This is a genomic window from Pseudomonas sp. JC1203, from assembly GCF_056175065.1.
Map to the genome: position 1 here is coordinate 262,050 of NZ_JBWCAM010000007.1, position 15,092 is coordinate 277,141.

The following is a 15,092-nucleotide window of genomic DNA, read 5'->3' on the forward strand; positions in this document are numbered from 1 at the left end:
GCGCGTGAAGCCGGCACACTGCGCGCCTTTCCATCAGGCGGTTGCTTCATGACAACTCATCCATCCTTGGCCAAGGGTATTGGCTGCGGCGTCGCGGCGGGCATGTGCTGGGGCGTGATCTTTCTCGGCCCGGCGCTGACGCCGCAGCTGTCGGGCCTGGAATTCGCGGTGCTGCGTTTCCTCGCCTACGGGCTGTTCTCGCTGGCGTTGCTGCTGCCACGCTGGCGCAGGGTACGTGCGCAGCTGACCCGCGCCGATTGGCAGGCACTGTTCTGGCTGAGCCTGGTCGGCACGCTGATCTACTACACGCTGGTGGGCAGCGCCGTGCAGCGGGTCGGCGTGGCCACGACGTCGCTGGTGGTCGGGCTGATCCCGGTGCTGGTGGCCCTGGCGGGCCGTCGCGACACCAACGCCGTGCCTTTCGGCCAACTGCTGCCGTCGCTGGCGTGCGCCACGGCGGGGGTGACGCTGATCAGCCTGCACGCCATGCAGGGTGCCGCACTGGGCAGCATTCTCGGCCTGCTGTGCGCGTTCGGCGCATTGTTCACCTGGAGTTGGTACGCAGTCAGCAACGCCCGGCGCCTGGCGCTGACGACCGTGTCGGCGCAGGACTGGGCGCTGCTGACCGGGGTGGTGACCGGCGCCCTGGCGCTGCTGCTGGCGGTGCCGGTGCTGGGCAGCCGCGTGGCCAGCCTCAACCTGCACGCCGTGCTGGTCACCGCCGGGGTGGCGCTGCTGGCCTCGGTGATCGGCGGCGCGTTCTGGAACCAGGCCAGCCGCCTGCTGCCCCTGGCCTTGAGCGGCCAGGTGCTGGTGATCGAAACCCTCAGCGCGCTGTTGCTGGGTTTCCTCTGGGAGCAGCGCTTGCCCGACAGCCAGGAGGTCGTCGCCATGGTGCTTCTGGTGGTTGGCGTGGCCTGGTGCCTGCGCAGCCACCAACGCCACAGGGTCACGCCTTGATCGCGGCCTCGATGGCGGCCACGTCAATCTTGCCCATGGTCATCATTGCCTCGAACGCGCGCCTGGCCGCCTCGCGGTCGCTGCCGGTGAACGCCGCCGTCAGCACCCGCGGGGTGATCTGCCACGACAGCCCCCACTTGTCCTTGCACCAGCCGCATTCGCTGGCCTTGCCGCCGTTGCCGACGATGGCGTTCCACAGGCGGTCGGTCTCGGCCTGGTCCTCGGTGGCCACCTGGAAGGAGAAGGCCTCGCTGTGGGGAAACCCCGGGCCGCCGTTCAGACCCAGGCACGGGATGCCCATCACGGTGAAATCCACCGTCAGCACGTCGCCCTCCTTGCCCGCCGGGTAATCCCCGGGCGCGCGGTGCACCGCGCCTACCGCGCTGTCGGGAAAGGTTTGCGCGTAAAAGGTCGCGGCGTCCAGCGCCGTGCCGTCGTACCACAGGCAAATGGTGTTCTTGTTCATGGGTGCGCTCTCCAGGCAATCAATCCACCCCCTCAAGCTTAGCTCCCGCGGTTGTGTGATAATTGCCGCTCATACCCTTTTCCAGCCAAGAGGCCGCGCATGCCTTACCGGGCCCCACGGGACCTTGCCCTAGACCTCGCCCTGCGCAGCCTGCTGGAGAACCAGGTGCGCGAGGGGCACTACGCAAGCGTCGAGGAAGCCCGCCAGGCGGCGCAGCAGATCCTGCACAGCCCTCCCGCCGAAGCCCGCGACGTCACCGCCGAGCAACCGCGTGAAACCGCCCTGCACGACTCCATGGACTTCGCCCGCCTGGCGCTGTCCGCCGTCAGCGGCGTGGGCGTGTGGACCTACGAGGTCTCCAACGACTGCTTCTACTGCGACGCGGGTATCAGCGAGCTCTACGGCATCGACCCGGTGCAGGCGGCGCTGGGCATCAAGCGCAGCGACTTCCTGGCCAACGTGCACAGCGACGACCTGGCCGCGCTGCGCAAGACCATGGCCGGTGGCCTGGTGAACAGCGGCGACCTGGAGCTGGAATACCGCATCGTCCACCCCGACGGCTCGGTGCGCTGGGTGCTGTCGCGCGGCCACACCTACTTCAGCAACGCTGGCGAGCCAGTGCGCCGCACCGGCGTGGGTGTCGACATGACCGCCCAGCGCCTGCTGGAACAGCAACTGCGCCAAAGCCAGAAGATGGAAGCCGTGGGCCAGCTCACCGGCGGCCTGGCCCACGACTTCAACAACCTGCTGACCGGCATCATGGGCAGCCTGGAGATGATCCGCCTGCGCATCGCCAAGGGCCGTTTCGCCGAGACCGCGCGCTATATGGATGCCGCCCAGGGCGCCGCACGCCGGGCTGCGGCGCTGACCCACCGGCTACTGGCCTTCTCGCGCCGGCAAACCCTGGACCCTACCCCCACCGACGCCAGCCGCCTGGTGATGGGCATGCTGGAGCTGATACGCAGCACCGTGGGCCCGGCGGTGCAGGTGCAGATCCATAGCGAAACCCCGCTGTGGCTGACCCAGGTGGACGCCAACCAGCTGGAAAACGCCTTGCTCAACCTGTGCATCAACGCCCGCGACGCCATGCCCCTGGGCGGCACCCTGAGCATTCGCACCGGCAACTGCAGCCTGGCCGCCAAGGCCGCCACCGAGCGCGACCTGGTGCCCGGCGAATACTTGACCCTGAGCGTGAGCGACACCGGCAGCGGCATGAGCAGCGACATCATCGCCCACGCTTTCGACCCGTTCTTCACCACCAAGCCCACGGGCAAGGGCACCGGCCTGGGCCTGTCGATGATCTACGGTTTCGTGCGCCAGTCCGGCGGCAGCGTGCACATCCAGTCGCAGCTTGACCAGGGCACCACCATGACCCTGTACCTGCCGCGCTCGCGGGATGAGGCCAGCACCGCGCAGCCGCCGCCCCCAGCCGCGCACCTGCCACAGGCCGAACAGGGCGAGACGGTGCTGGTGATCGACGACGAACCCACCGTGCGCATGCTGATCATCGAGGTCCTGGGCGAACTGGGCTACACCGCCCTGGAAGCCGCCGACGGCGCCAGCGGCCTGGACATCCTGCAATCGAACCGGCGCATCGACCTGCTGGTCACCGACGTCGGCCTGCCCGGTGGCATCAACGGCCGCCAGGTGGCAGACGCCGGCCGCAGCCTGCGCCCGGGCCTGAAGGTATTGTTCATTACCGGCTACGCCCACAACGCCGAGGCCTGGGAACAACAGCTGGAACCGGGCATGCACCTGCTGACCAAGCCGTTCACCATGGAAGACCTGGCCAGCCGCATCAACAGCGCCATCACCGCCGCGTAACCCCGGCCTTGTGGGAGCTGGCTTGCCCGCGCGCTGTTGGGGCCCTAAAAACCAGCGGGGCAGCCCCCCCCCCCCCAGGGTTGGTGGGGTGTGGGCTGGCCGGCGCGGTTTTATGGCCCCAACAGCTCGCGGCCACCCCAGCTCCCACAAGGTTTACGAGGCGAGGTGCGCGTGCTGGTGCCGCCGGGCGGCCCACACCACCCCGCCCACCAGCAGCGCAATCGAGGCAAGCTCCATCAGCCCCGGCGCGCGCTGGCCGTAGACGAAGCCATACACGCAGGCAAACAGCGTCTCGAAGACGATCATCTGCCCACTCAGCGAGGTGGCCATGCGCCGCGAGCAGGCGTTCCACAGGCTGTTCGCCAGCCACGAGCCGCACAGCGCCAGGAACAGGCACACCCACAGGAAGGTCATCCAGCGGCCGTGCTCGATCTGCGCCGGCACCAGGTTGGGGAACAGGCACAGGGCAAGCACACCCACCACCACGGCAACGCCGCCAGTGACGATGCCCAGCAGGGTCGACCATTCGCTGCTGTTGAAATGACTGTGCTTGAGGTAGCGAGCATTGTGGGTGGCGTACCACGACCAGCACACCACGCCGCTGAGGCCGCAGGCCAGGCCCAGCAGCTGGCGGCCCAGCGAGGCGCCGGCTGCCTGGCCGCCGGCATGCTGCAGGCTTACCGATACGATACCGAGGAATACCATCAGCAACGGCAGCTTGAGCCGGTTCAGTGGCAGCGAGCCGGCGTCGGCACGCCCCAGGAAGGTGATGGCCACCGGCAGCATGCCGTTGATCAGCGCCGCCGTGGTCACCCCGCTCAGCTGCACCGAGGCGCCCAGCAAGGCGAAGTTGAGCACGTTACCGGTGAGCGACAGGCGCAGCAGCATGGACAGGTCGCGGCGGTTGAGACGCGCCAGCAGGCGGGCGGCCATGGGCAAGGCCACCAGCAGGGAAAACAGGCCGTACAGGGCAAAACGCACGCTGCTGATCAGCACGGCATTGAACTCGGGCAGCAACGACGGGGCAATGATCACCCCACCCCAGATGGCCCCGGCCAACACGGCAAACACTATCCCACGGTTCATTGTCTCGACTCTGGCAGTTAACGCTAATGGCGCGATTCTAGCCGTGGACAGCGCCCGCCACCTGCGATAAAAAGTGGGCTACCCATTCCCCCAGGGAATGCCTGCGAGGAGCACCATCATCAACCGTTACCTGCGCACCCTGCCGCCGCTGGAAACCCTGATCACCTTCGAAGCCGTGGCCCGCCATGCCAGTTTTACCGCCGCGGCAGGCGAGCTGTTCCTCACCCAGAGCGCGGTGAGCAAGCAGATGCGCCAGCTGGAAGACGCCATGGGCGTGCCGCTGTTCGAGCGCAAGCCGCGCGGCGTGGCCCTGACCGGCGCCGGCGACGAGTTGCTGATGACCGTCAACGTGCTGCTGGGCACCCTGTACCAGAGCGTCACGCGCATCCGCAACGTGCACCAGAGCAACGCCGTGTCGGTGCTGGCCACCCATGCCCTGGCGCAGTTCTGGCTGTTCCCCAAGCTCATCGAGTTCAACAAGGCCTACCCCGACATCGCCGTGCACGTACACGCCATCAACGAATTCGACGACACCAGCCTCAACGACTTCGACCTGGGCGTACTGTACGGCGACGGCGACTGGGCGACCCTGGACAGCGATTTCCTGCTGCCGGAAATCGTCTACCCGGTGGCCCACCCCGGCCTGGACGTGGCCGCCATCGACAGCCTGGCGCAGCTGGCCAAGGCCAACCTGGTGCAGATCGACACCCGCGCCTGGCAGTGTATGGACTGGCCGCAATGGTTCGGCCACCTGGGCGTGGATTACACCCCACGCGACAAGGCGCCGGTGTTCAACCAGCTGACCCTGGCCTACCGCGCCGTGCAGCAAGGCATGGGCATTGGCCTGGCGTGGTCGTTCATGGCCGATGAAGCATTGGCGAAGGGCGAGCTGCAGCGGGTGACAGGCTTCGAATGCCGCACCGGCAAGGGCGAATACCTGGTGTCGGTGAAGCACCGTGGGCGCTCGGCGTGCGCGGCAGTGTTTCGCGAGTGGCTGCTGGCGTCGATGGTGGAATGACGGCCAACAAAAAACCCCTGACGCCTTGCGGCTATCAGGGGTTTCGGAAGTTGTGGTGCCCAGAGACGGAGTCGAACCGCCGACACGAGGATTTTCAATCCTCTGCTCTACCGACTGAGCTATCTGGGCAACGGGGCGCATTAAACGTGTTTTCAGCCGGTGCGTCAAGCGCCAAATCAAAAAAAGTGCAACGAATACCAAAACTTACGCCTGTGGGAGCTGGCTTGCCAGCGAGCTGTTGAGGCCCGAAAAGCTCGCTGGCAAGCCAGCTCCCACGGGGTGGTGCTCCACTAGAAAATCGACGAAGGCGCGGACGCGCGCCGGCATGGCCGCGCCGCCGATGAATACCGCGTGGATCGGCTCGCGGTCGCCGGGGTTGAACGCTTCGAGCAGCGGCACCAGGCGGCCGTCGCGCAGCTCTTGCGCCACGCTGAAGGCGCCGATGCGCGCGATGCCCGCACCCAGGCAGGCGAACTGGGACAGCGCCTCGCCGCTGTTGCCTTCCAGGCTGCCGCTGACCTTCAGGGCGAAATGCACGCCGTCGCGGCAGAACGGCCAGTCGCTGGTGGCACGGCGGAAGTTGAAACGCAGGCAGTTGTGCGCCAGCAGGTCTTCGGGCACCTGCGGGGTGCCGCAGCGGGCCAGGTACTCGGGGGATGCAACCACCACCTGGCCGGTGTCGCCGATCAGCCGCGCGGTCAGCGGGCTATCGCCCAACTGGCCGAAGCGGATGGCGACGTCGGCCTGGCCGCCGAGAATATCGACCACCTCGTCGCCCAGCATCAGGTCTACCAGAATGGCCGGGTAGCGAGCGCTGAACGCCGCCACCAGCGGCACAATGGTCTGCCGGCCATGGGCGAGCGCGGCGCTGACCCGCAGGCGGCCGCGCGGCACGCCCTGGTCGGTGATGGCATCCTCGACCTCGGCCAGGTCCGCAAGAATCCGCCGCGCGCCGCGCAGGTACGCCTCGCCTTCGGCAGTGAGGGTGATGGCGCGCGTGGTACGAATCAGCAGCCGCGCGCCCAGGCGCTGCTCGGTGCGGGCAATGATGCGGCTGACCGACGACGGCGTCAGCCCCAACGCCCGCGCGGCACCCGACAGGCTGCCGGCCTGGGCCACCCTGACGAACACTTCCATTTCCCCTGAACGCCCAGTGATGTCCATTTGTGCTTCCTACGCAAAGGTGTTGGTCCCGAACAGGGACTACCGCCGTAAAAGCCTCGATCGTAGCATTCGCTGCATAGATGAGGAGTAACCCAATGCGTATCAATCCACCGTTAATTGCCCTGTCAATCGGCGCCTTTGGCATCGGCGTCACCGAGTTTGCGCCCATGGGCATGCTGCCGGGCATCGCCGCCGACCTGGGTGTGTCGATTCCCAGCGCCGGCCTGCTGGTCAGCGCCTACGCCCTGGGCGTGCTGATCGGCGCGCCGTTGATGACCCTGGCCACCGCCCGCGTGCCGCGCCGCCAACTGCTGATCGGGCTGATGGCGATCTTCACCCTTGGCAACCTGCTGTCGGCGCTGGCCAGCAACTACGAAACGCTGCTGATGGCGCGGGTGGTGACTTCGCTCAACCACGGTGCGTTCTTCGGTATCGGCTCTATTGTCGCCGCCAGCGTGGTGCCGCCGGACAAGCGCGCCGGCGCCGTGGCGGCGATGTTCATGGGCCTGACCCTGGCGACCATCGGCGGCGTGCCGCTGGCTACCTGGTTCGGCGAAACCTTCGGCTGGCGCACGGCGTTCTGGGGCATCGCCAGCCTCGGTGCGGTAGCCATGGCCTCGCTGTGGTATGCGCTGCCCAACGTGCCGGCGCCGAAGGGTGAAGGCTTGATGGCGGAAATTCGCGTGCTGGGCCGTGGCCCGGTGCTGTCGGCGCTGGCGTTGACCGTGGTGGGCTCCAGCGCCATGTTCACGGTGTTCACCTACATCGCGCCCATTTTGCGCGATGCCACCCACGCCTCCACTAACTTCATCACCGGCATGCTGGTGCTGTTCGGCATCGGCCTGACCCTGGGCAACATCTGGGGTGGCAAGGCCGCCGACCGCTCGGTGGACCGCACGCTGATCGTCTCGCTGGCGGTGTTGATCGTGGTGCTGCTGGCCTTCGCCGTGCTGATGCGCTGGCCGCTGGCCGCCGCCCTGGCCATCGTGGTGTGGGGCGCGGCGAGCTTCGCGCTGGTGCCGCCGCTGCAAATGCGCGTGATGGAAGCGGCCAAGGACGCCCCCAACCTGGCGTCGGCAGTGAACATTGGTGCGTTCAACTTCGGCAACGCCATCGGTGCGGCCCTGGGTGGCGCGGTGATCAACGCAGGCCTGGGCTACCCGGCCATTTCCCTGGCGGGCGCCGGCATGGGCGCGCTAGGGCTGGTGATGGTGCTGGCCATGACCTGGCGCGCCAGGCGCGCATCCCCCGCCTTCGCGTGAACCCACCCCCGTAGCAGCGGCCGCAGGCCGCGTCCCCAAGCACCGCGCTCTGCCAGGCTCAACGCGGGGGCCTCGGACGCAGCCTGGCGGCAGCTGCTACGGGTGTTCCGGGTGCTGATATTGCCGCGGGGTGCAGCCGAACTCACGGCGGAACACCGTATGCAGGTACTGCGCCGAGGTGAACCCGCAACGCCTGGCGATCTCGGCGATTGCCACCGCGCCGTCCTGCAACTGGCCGGCCGCCGCTGCCAGCCGGAAGCGCAGAATCTCGTCGTGCACCGTGCAGCCACGGGCCTTGCGAAAGTGCGACTCCAGCGACGAGCGCGACACCCCCACATACCCCGCCACCTGCGCCGTCTTGATACCCTGGCAGGCGTACTGCCGAATGAAGTGCAGCGCCTGCATCACGTAAGGGTTGTCCAGCGGCTGGTGCAGACTGGACGCCTGGACGTTGACCGCGTCCGGCGGCACCAGAATCTGCTGCGCCGTTGAAGGCATGCCATGAAGCATCTGGTGCAGCAGGTGCGCGGCGGTGCGGCCCATGGTTTCCGTGCCCTGGATGACCGAACTGAGCGGCACCCGGGTCAGGCTGCGGGTCAGCGGGTCGTTATCGATACCGATCAGCGCCACCTGCCCCGGCACCGCAACGCCGGCTGTCAGGCACGCCTGCAACAGCTGGCGGGCGCGGGCGTCGGTGACGGCGATGATGCCGATGGGCTTGGGCAGGCTGTGCAGCCAGGCGATCTGCTGTTCCACGGCGCTGTCCCACAGTGGCGCGCTGGTGCCCAGGCCGCGGTACACCTCGGCGTGCAGACCGTCACGGCGCATCAGCTGGCGGAACGCCGTTTCCCGTTCCTGGGCCCAGCGGTTGGCCTGGGCCGGCGGCAGGCTGAAACAGGCGAAGCGCGTCAGCCCGGCCTCGATCAGGTGGTCGTAGGCCAGCTTGATCAGCGCCGCGTTGTCGGTGGCCACGTAGGGGATGTGCCGCGGGTAGGCGCTGGCGTCCTGGTACGAGCCGCCCACCGCCACCACCGGCAGGCGGCTGTGGGCCAGGGCCTCGCCGATCTGCGGGTCGTCGAAGTCGGCGATAATGCCGTCGCCCTGCCAGCGCTCGATGCCGTTCAGGCGGCAGAGGAAATCCTCTTCCAGGAACAGGTCCCAAGAGGCGCGGGTGCTGCTCAGGTAGTTGCCGATGCCGCTGATGATGCCGCGGTCGTAGACCTTGCTGCCGTTGAACAGCAGCGCAATGCGGTGGGCAGGAGGCAGGTTTTTCATTGTTGTTGTCCTTGGCCAGTGCTTCCAGCCTAGGCCGCAAACGGCAGAAGCTCAACGCAAAATCGCACTGCCTGTTGGTGATTTTCATGATCGGCGCAGGCCGGGGCCTCGCTACCATCAGCACACCGCCAAGAACAACAAAGGAAACGCGAATGTCCTACTTCCCCGCTGTCGACAAGATTCGCTACGAGGGCCCGGCCAGCGAGTCGCCCCTCGCCTTCCGCCACTACGATGCCGACGCGCTGGTGCTGGGCAAGCCCATGCGCGAGCACCTGCGCATGGCCGCCTGCTACTGGCACAGCTTCGTCTGGCCGGGCGTGGACATGTTCGGCGTGGGCACCTTCAAGCGCCCCTGGCAGCAGGCGGCCGCCCCCTTGGAAATGGCCATCGCCAAGGCCCAGGCCGCGTTCGAGTTCTTCTCCAAACTGGGCATCGACTACTACAGCTTCCACGACACCGACGTGGCCCCCGAAGGCGGCTCGCTTGCGGAATACCGCAACAACTTCGCGCACATGGTCGACCGCCTCGAACGCCACCAGCAGGACACCGGCATCCAGCTGCTGTGGGGCACCGCCAACTGCTTCAGCAACCCGCGCTTCGCCGCCGGCGCCGCCAGCAACCCCGACCCCGAGGTATTTGCCGTGGCCGCCGCCCAAGTGTTCAGCGCCATGAACGCCACCCAGCGGCTCAAGGGCGCCAACTACGTGCTGTGGGGTGGCCGCGAAGGCTACGAGACCCTGCTCAATACCGACCTGAAACGCGAGCGCGAACAACTGGGCCGCTTCATGACCATGGTGGTGGAGCACAAGCACCGCATCGGCTTCCGTGGCGACCTGCTGATAGAACCCAAGCCCCAGGAGCCTACCAAGCACCAGTACGACTACGACAGCGCCACGGTGTTCGGCTTCCTGCAGCAGTACGGCCTGGAGAAAGAGATCAAGGTCAACATCGAGGCCAACCACGCCACCCTCGCCGGCCACAGCTTCCACCACGAGATCGCCACCGCCGTGTCCCTGGGTATCTTCGGCAGCATCGACGCCAACCGCGGTGACCCGCAGAACGGCTGGGACACCGACCAGTTCCCCAACAGCGTCGAGGAAATGACCCTGGCCACCTACGAGATCCTGAAGGCCGGCGGCTTCCGCACCGGCGGCTTCAATTTCGACTCCAAGGTGCGCCGCCAGAGCGTCGACGACACCGACCTGTTCCACGGCCACGTGGCCGCCATGGACGTACTGGCCCTGGCGCTGAAGCGCGCTGCCGCCATGGTCGAGAACGACCAGCTGCAACGCTTCAAGGACCAGCGCTACGCCGGCTGGCGCCAACCCTTCGGCCAGGCAGTGCTGGCCGGCGAGTTCAGCCTGCAGGCACTGGCCGAGCATGCCTTCGACAACAACCTCGACCCCCAGGCTGTCAGCGGCCGCCAGGAACTGCTGGAGGGCGTGGTCAACCGGTTTATCTACCCCTGAGGGCGGCGGTTACATTCGCGCGACAATTCTCTGCGCGCGGGTGTAAATCACGCTCTACAGTTTCAGGCGACAAGTAGTGTCTCAAACAACAATAAAAGGACGCACAGCATGAAATCGTTCAAACGCACGCTATTGGCCAGTGCCCTCGCCCTGCTTTCGCTGCCGGTGATGGCCGACGCCGCCCACCCCAAGATCGGCTTTTCCATCGACGACCTGCGCCTGGAGCGCTGGGCCCGAGACCGTGACTATTTCGTGGCGGCAGCGGAGAAAATGGACGCCAAGGTCTACGTGCAATCGGCCGACGCCAACGAGCAGAAGCAGATCTCGCAGATCGAAAACCTCATCTCCCGCGGCGTCGACGTCATCGTCATCGTGCCCTTCAATGCCACCGTGCTCACCAACGCCGTGGCCGAGGCGAAGAAGGCCGGCATCAAGGTGGTGTCCTACGACCGGCTGATCCTCAACGCTGACATCGACGCCTACATTTCCTTCGACAATGAGAAGGTCGGCGAAATGCAGGCCAACGGCGTGCTGCAGGCGGCGCCCAAAGGCAATTACTTCCTGCTGGGTGGCGCGCCCACCGACAACAACGCGAAAATTCTGCGTGAAGGCCAGATGAAGGTGCTGCAGCCGGCCATCGACAAGGGCGACATCAAGATTGTCGGCCAGCAGTGGGTGAAGGAATGGAACCCTACCGAGGCCCTGAGCATTGTCGAGAACGCCCTGACCCGCAACGGCAACAAGATCGATGGCATCGTCGCCTCCAACGACGCCACCGCCGGCGGCGCGATCCAGGCGCTGGCGGCGCAGAAGCTGGCCGGCAAGGTGCCTATCTCGGGCCAGGACGCCGACCTTGCGGCAGTGAAACGCGTGCTTGACGGCACCCAGACCATGACCGTGTACAAACCGCTGAAGCTGATCGCGTCCGAGGCTGCCAAGCTCTCGGTGCAGTTGGCCCGCAGCGAGAAGCCCACCTACACCTCGCAGTACGACAACGGCAGCAAGAAGGTCGACACCATCCTGCTCACCCCTACCCCGCTGACCAAGGCCAACATCGACCTGCTGGAGAAGGACGGGTTCTACAGCAAGGCGCAAATCGCCGGGCAGTGATAACCCGTAACGCGGCCTGCGGCCGCTGCTACGCCCCCCGCGCCACGGGCCCCGGCCGCCGGCCCCCCCCCGAGGCCAGCCCCCCCTCCAGGGGCCGGGCGGCGGCTGGCCCCCCCCGGGGCTGCGCCCCCCTGCCCGCGTCCCTCCCCCTTCGTCGAGCCCGCAGTCATGTCCGAATTCCTCCTGCAAATGAACGGCATCGTCAAGAGTTTTGGCGGTGTGAAAGCCCTCAACGGCATCGACATCAAGGTCAGGGCCGGCGAGTGCGTGGGCCTGTGCGGCGAGAACGGCGCCGGCAAATCCACCCTGATGAAAGTGCTGTCGGCGGTGTACCCCCACGGCACCTGGGAGGGCGAGATCCTCTGGGACGGCCAGCCGCTGCGCGCGCACTCCATCAGCGAGACCGAGGCGGCCGGCATCGTCATCATCCACCAGGAACTGACCCTGGTGCCCGACCTGTCGGTGGCCGAGAACATCTTCATGGGCCACGAACTGACCCTGCCCGGCGGGCGCATGAACTACCCGGCCATGATCCATCGCGCCGAGGCGTTGATGCGCGAGCTGAAGGTGCCGGACATGAACGTGTCGCTGCCGGTGTCGCAGTACGGCGGCGGCTACCAGCAGCTGGTGGAGATCGCCAAGGCGCTGAACAAGCAGGCGCGCCTGCTGATTCTCGACGAGCCCTCCTCGGCCCTGACCCGCTCGGAAATCGAGGTGCTGCTGGACATCATCCGCGACCTCAAGGCCAAGGGCGTGGCCTGCGTGTACATCTCGCACAAGCTCGACGAGGTGGCAGCGGTGTGCGACACCATCGCCGTGATCCGCGATGGCAAACACATCGCTACCACCGCCATGGCCGACCTCGACATCAGCAAGATCATCACGCAGATGGTCGGCCGCGAGATGAGCAACCTCTACCCCACCACGCCCCATGCCATCGGCGAGGTGATATTCGAGGCGCGCCACTTCACCTGCTTCGACGTCGACAACCCGCGGCGCAAGCGCGTCGACGACATTTCCTTCGTGCTCAAGCGTGGCGAGATCCTCGGCATCGCCGGCCTGGTGGGCGCCGGCCGCACCGAACTGGTGTCGGCGCTGTTCGGCGCCTACCCGGGCAATTACCACGGCGAGGTGTGGCTGGACGGCCAGCGCATCGACACCCGCACACCGCTGAAATCCATCCGCGCAGGCTTGTGCATGGTGCCCGAGGACCGCAAGCGCCAGGGCATCATTCCCGACCTGGGGGTGGGCCAGAACATCACCCTGGCGGTGCTGGACAACTACTCGAAAATGACCCGCATCGATGCCGAGGCCGAGCTGGGCAGCATCGACCAGGAAATCGCGCGCATGCACCTGAAGACCGCCAGCCCGTTCCTGCCCATCACCAGCCTGTCGGGCGGCAACCAGCAGAAGGCGGTGCTGGCGAAAATGCTGCTCACCCAGCCGCGGGTACTGATTCTCGACGAGCCCACGCGCGGCGTCGACGTGGGCGCCAAGTACGAGATCTACAAGTTGATGAGCGCCCTCGCCGCCCAGGGCGTGTCGATCATCATGGTGTCGTCCGAGCTTGCCGAGGTGCTGGGGGTGTCCGACCGCGTGCTGGTGATCGGCGAAGGCCAACTGCGCGGTGACTTCGCCAACCAGGGCCTTACCCAGGAACAGGTGCTCGCCGCCGCCATCACTCAACCCCCAAGCCCTGCCAACCAGAACGGGAAGTTCGCGTAGATGAACCAGGTCAAACAGTTGTTCACCCGCTATAAAATGCTCGCGCTGGTGATTGCCGTGGCCATTATCTGGCTGTTTTTCAGCTGGCAGACCGAGGGCGGCTTCGTCACCCCGCGCAACCTGTCGAACCTGCTGCGGCAGATGTCGATCACCGGCATTCTCGCCTGCGGCATGGTGCTGGTGATCATCAGCGGCGAGATCGACCTGTCGGTGGGCTCGCTGCTGGGGCTGCTGGGCGGCGTGGCGGCGATTCTCGACGTGGTCTACCACATGCCGCTGCTGGGCAACCTGGCGCTGGTGGCGGTGTGCGGGCTGGCGATCGGCCTGGCCAACGGCTACATGACCGCGTACCTGCGCATTCCCTCGTTCATTGTCGGCCTGGGCGGCATGCTGGCGTTCCGCGGCATTTTGCTGGGGGTGACCGGCGGCACCACGATTGCGCCGGTGTCGGCGCCGCTGGTGTACGTGGGCCAGGGTTACCTGCCGCCCACCGTGGGGCTGGTGCTGGGCGTGCTGCTGTTCGCCCTGACGCTGTACCTGACCTGGCGCCAGCGCCGCAACCGCGCCCTGCATGGCCTGGCGGCGCGGCCGCTGCTGCGTGACGGGCTGCGCGTGGTGCTGATTGGCGCGGTGCTGGCGGGCTTCGTCTATACGCTGAACAGCTACGACGGCATTCCGGTGCCGGTGCTGCTGTTGCTGGTGCTGCTGGGGGTGTTCAGCTACGTCACCAGCCAGACCGTGTTCGGCCGGCGCATCTATTCGGTGGGCAGCAACATGGAGGCCACGCGCCTGTCGGGCATCAACGTGCAGGCGGTGAAGTTGTGGATCTTCGGCATCATGGGGGTGATGTGCGCCCTGGCCGGGCTGGTCAACACCGCGCGGCTGGCGGCGGGTTCGCCGTCGGCGGGCAACATGGGCGAACTGGACGCCATCGCCGCCTGCTTCATCGGCGGCACCTCCATGCGCGGCGGCTCGGGCACGGTGTACGGCGCGCTGCTGGGCGCCCTGGTGATCACCAGCCTGGACAACGGCATGTCGATGCTCGACGTCGACAGCTACTGGCAGATGATCGTCAAGGGCAGCATTCTGGTGCTGGCCGTGTGGGTCGACGTCAGCACCCGCAGCGGGCGGCGTTGAGCGCTTATAGCGTGAGCACGAAGCCTTCGGCGCCGGGCACGAAGCCTGCGCGTTGCAGTACCGCCCGCGAGCCCAGGTTGCTCTCGTACACCTGGGCCACCAGCTGCGTCAGTTGCCAGCGCCCCCGCGCCTCGTCGATAAGCCGCCGCAGCGCCAGGGTCGCCAGGCCCTGGCCGCAGGCATGCTGGGCGACGCGGTAGCCGACTTCGGCGCTACGGGTGTGCCGGTCGATGTCCTTGAGGTTGGCGCGGCCGACGATGGCCTGCTTGGCGTCGACGATCACCAGCGGGTGCCAGGTGCCCTGGGCGAAGCCAGTGAGGTATTGATCAATGTGCGCGGCCACGCCGGCCAGGCAATAGAAGCCCGGATCGCGCGGGTCGATATGCGCCTCGAACCAGCCGCGGTTCGCGGTTTCGAAAGCCAGCAGGGCTGGTGCGTCGGTGCGTTCAAGCGGGCGAATGTCCAGGGGTTGCATCCGTGCGTCTCCAATCAATTTCAGAGGTAAGCCTATGTCGCTCCTGTGGGAGCTGGCTTGCCAGCGAGCTTTTCAGGCCCAAAAAGCTCGCTGGCAAGCCAGCTCCCACAACTGCACACTC

The 15,092-nt window shown here is 66.8% G+C and carries 13 protein-coding genes and 1 tRNA gene; 8 read left to right on the plus strand and 6 right to left on the minus strand.

Annotation, left to right across the window (positions count from 1 at the left end; translation table 11 throughout):
* Nucleotides 1–48 precede the first annotated feature (48 nt).
* Nucleotides 49–960: a DMT family transporter gene (locus AC0SZ7_RS13265; RefSeq protein ID WP_475504837.1), complete on the plus strand. Its 912-nt coding sequence runs from the start codon at nt 49–51 to the stop codon at nt 958–960.
* Here the strand turns inward: AC0SZ7_RS13265 and AC0SZ7_RS13270 are convergent.
* Nucleotides 950–1,426 carry a VOC family protein gene (locus AC0SZ7_RS13270; RefSeq protein WP_475504838.1) on the minus strand — a complete coding sequence of 159 codons (477 nt, stop codon included), beginning with the start codon at nt 1,424–1,426 and terminating at the stop codon, nt 950–952. The genes AC0SZ7_RS13265 and AC0SZ7_RS13270 overlap by 11 nt on opposite strands.
* 99 nt (nt 1,427–1,525) lie before the next feature.
* Here AC0SZ7_RS13270 and AC0SZ7_RS13275 point away from each other — a divergent pair, with 99 nt between their 5' ends.
* A complete protein-coding gene (locus AC0SZ7_RS13275; RefSeq protein WP_475504839.1) occupies nt 1,526–3,250 on the plus strand; it encodes an ATP-binding protein in 1,725 nt (574 codons plus the stop codon).
* A gap of 153 nt (nt 3,251–3,403) precedes the next feature.
* Here AC0SZ7_RS13275 and AC0SZ7_RS13280 read toward each other — a convergent pair whose 3' ends face one another.
* Nucleotides 3,404–4,336, minus strand: a complete 933-nt coding sequence (locus AC0SZ7_RS13280; protein WP_475504840.1) for a DMT family transporter — start codon at nt 4,334–4,336, stop codon at nt 3,404–3,406.
* Nucleotides 4,337–4,433: 97 nt separating this feature from the next.
* Here AC0SZ7_RS13280 and AC0SZ7_RS13285 point away from each other — a divergent pair, with 97 nt between their 5' ends.
* Entirely contained in the window at nt 4,434–5,354 is a 921-nt protein-coding gene (locus AC0SZ7_RS13285; protein ID WP_475504841.1) for a LysR substrate-binding domain-containing protein, read from the plus strand.
* Between the two features lie 53 nt (nt 5,355–5,407).
* Here AC0SZ7_RS13285 and AC0SZ7_RS13290 read toward each other — a convergent pair.
* Both AC0SZ7_RS13290 and AC0SZ7_RS13295 read right to left on the minus strand, forming a co-directional pair.
* Nucleotides 5,408–5,483, minus strand: a tRNA-Phe gene (locus tag AC0SZ7_RS13290).
* 75 nt (nt 5,484–5,558) lie between these two features.
* Nucleotides 5,559–6,518 carry a LysR substrate-binding domain-containing protein gene (locus AC0SZ7_RS13295; RefSeq protein WP_475504842.1) on the minus strand — a complete coding sequence of 320 codons (960 nt, stop codon included), beginning with the start codon at nt 6,516–6,518 and terminating at the stop codon, nt 5,559–5,561.
* 95 nt (nt 6,519–6,613) lie between these two features.
* On the opposite strand from AC0SZ7_RS13295, the gene AC0SZ7_RS13300 reads away from it, so the two are divergent.
* A complete protein-coding gene (locus AC0SZ7_RS13300) occupies nt 6,614–7,780 on the plus strand; it encodes an MFS transporter (RefSeq protein WP_475504843.1) in 1,167 nt (388 codons plus the stop codon).
* A gap of 96 nt (nt 7,781–7,876) precedes the next feature.
* Here AC0SZ7_RS13300 and AC0SZ7_RS13305 read toward each other — a convergent pair whose 3' ends face one another.
* On the minus strand, nt 7,877–9,055 hold the full coding sequence (locus tag AC0SZ7_RS13305) for a XylR family transcriptional regulator (RefSeq protein WP_475504844.1): 1,179 nt from the start codon (nt 9,053–9,055) through the stop codon (nt 7,877–7,879).
* Nucleotides 9,056–9,207: 152 nt separating this feature from the next.
* Here AC0SZ7_RS13305 and xylA point away from each other — a divergent pair, with 152 nt between their 5' ends.
* The 4 genes from xylA to AC0SZ7_RS13325 all read left to right on the plus strand — a co-directional run bounded on the left by xylA (nt 9,208) and on the right by AC0SZ7_RS13325 (nt 14,496).
* A complete protein-coding gene (xylA, locus tag AC0SZ7_RS13310; protein ID WP_475504845.1) occupies nt 9,208–10,524 on the plus strand; it encodes a xylose isomerase in 1,317 nt (438 codons plus the stop codon).
* Nucleotides 10,525–10,632: 108 nt separating this feature from the next.
* Complete coding sequence (xylF, locus tag AC0SZ7_RS13315) at nt 10,633–11,634, plus strand: D-xylose ABC transporter substrate-binding protein (protein ID WP_475504846.1); 1,002 nt, start codon at nt 10,633–10,635, stop codon at nt 11,632–11,634.
* Between the two features lie 168 nt (nt 11,635–11,802).
* The gene (gene xylG, locus AC0SZ7_RS13320) at nt 11,803–13,359 is read left to right on the plus strand and encodes a D-xylose ABC transporter ATP-binding protein (protein WP_475504847.1); all 1,557 of its coding nucleotides are present in this window, start codon (nt 11,803–11,805) and stop codon (nt 13,357–13,359) included.
* Complete coding sequence (locus tag AC0SZ7_RS13325; protein WP_475504848.1) at nt 13,360–14,496, plus strand: sugar ABC transporter permease; 1,137 nt, start codon at nt 13,360–13,362, stop codon at nt 14,494–14,496. It begins immediately after the preceding gene.
* Nucleotides 14,497–14,500: 4 nt separating this feature from the next.
* Here AC0SZ7_RS13325 and AC0SZ7_RS13330 read toward each other — a convergent pair whose 3' ends face one another.
* Complete coding sequence (locus AC0SZ7_RS13330; protein ID WP_475504849.1) at nt 14,501–14,971, minus strand: GNAT family N-acetyltransferase; 471 nt, start codon at nt 14,969–14,971, stop codon at nt 14,501–14,503.
* Nucleotides 14,972–15,092: the final 121 nt, after the last annotated feature.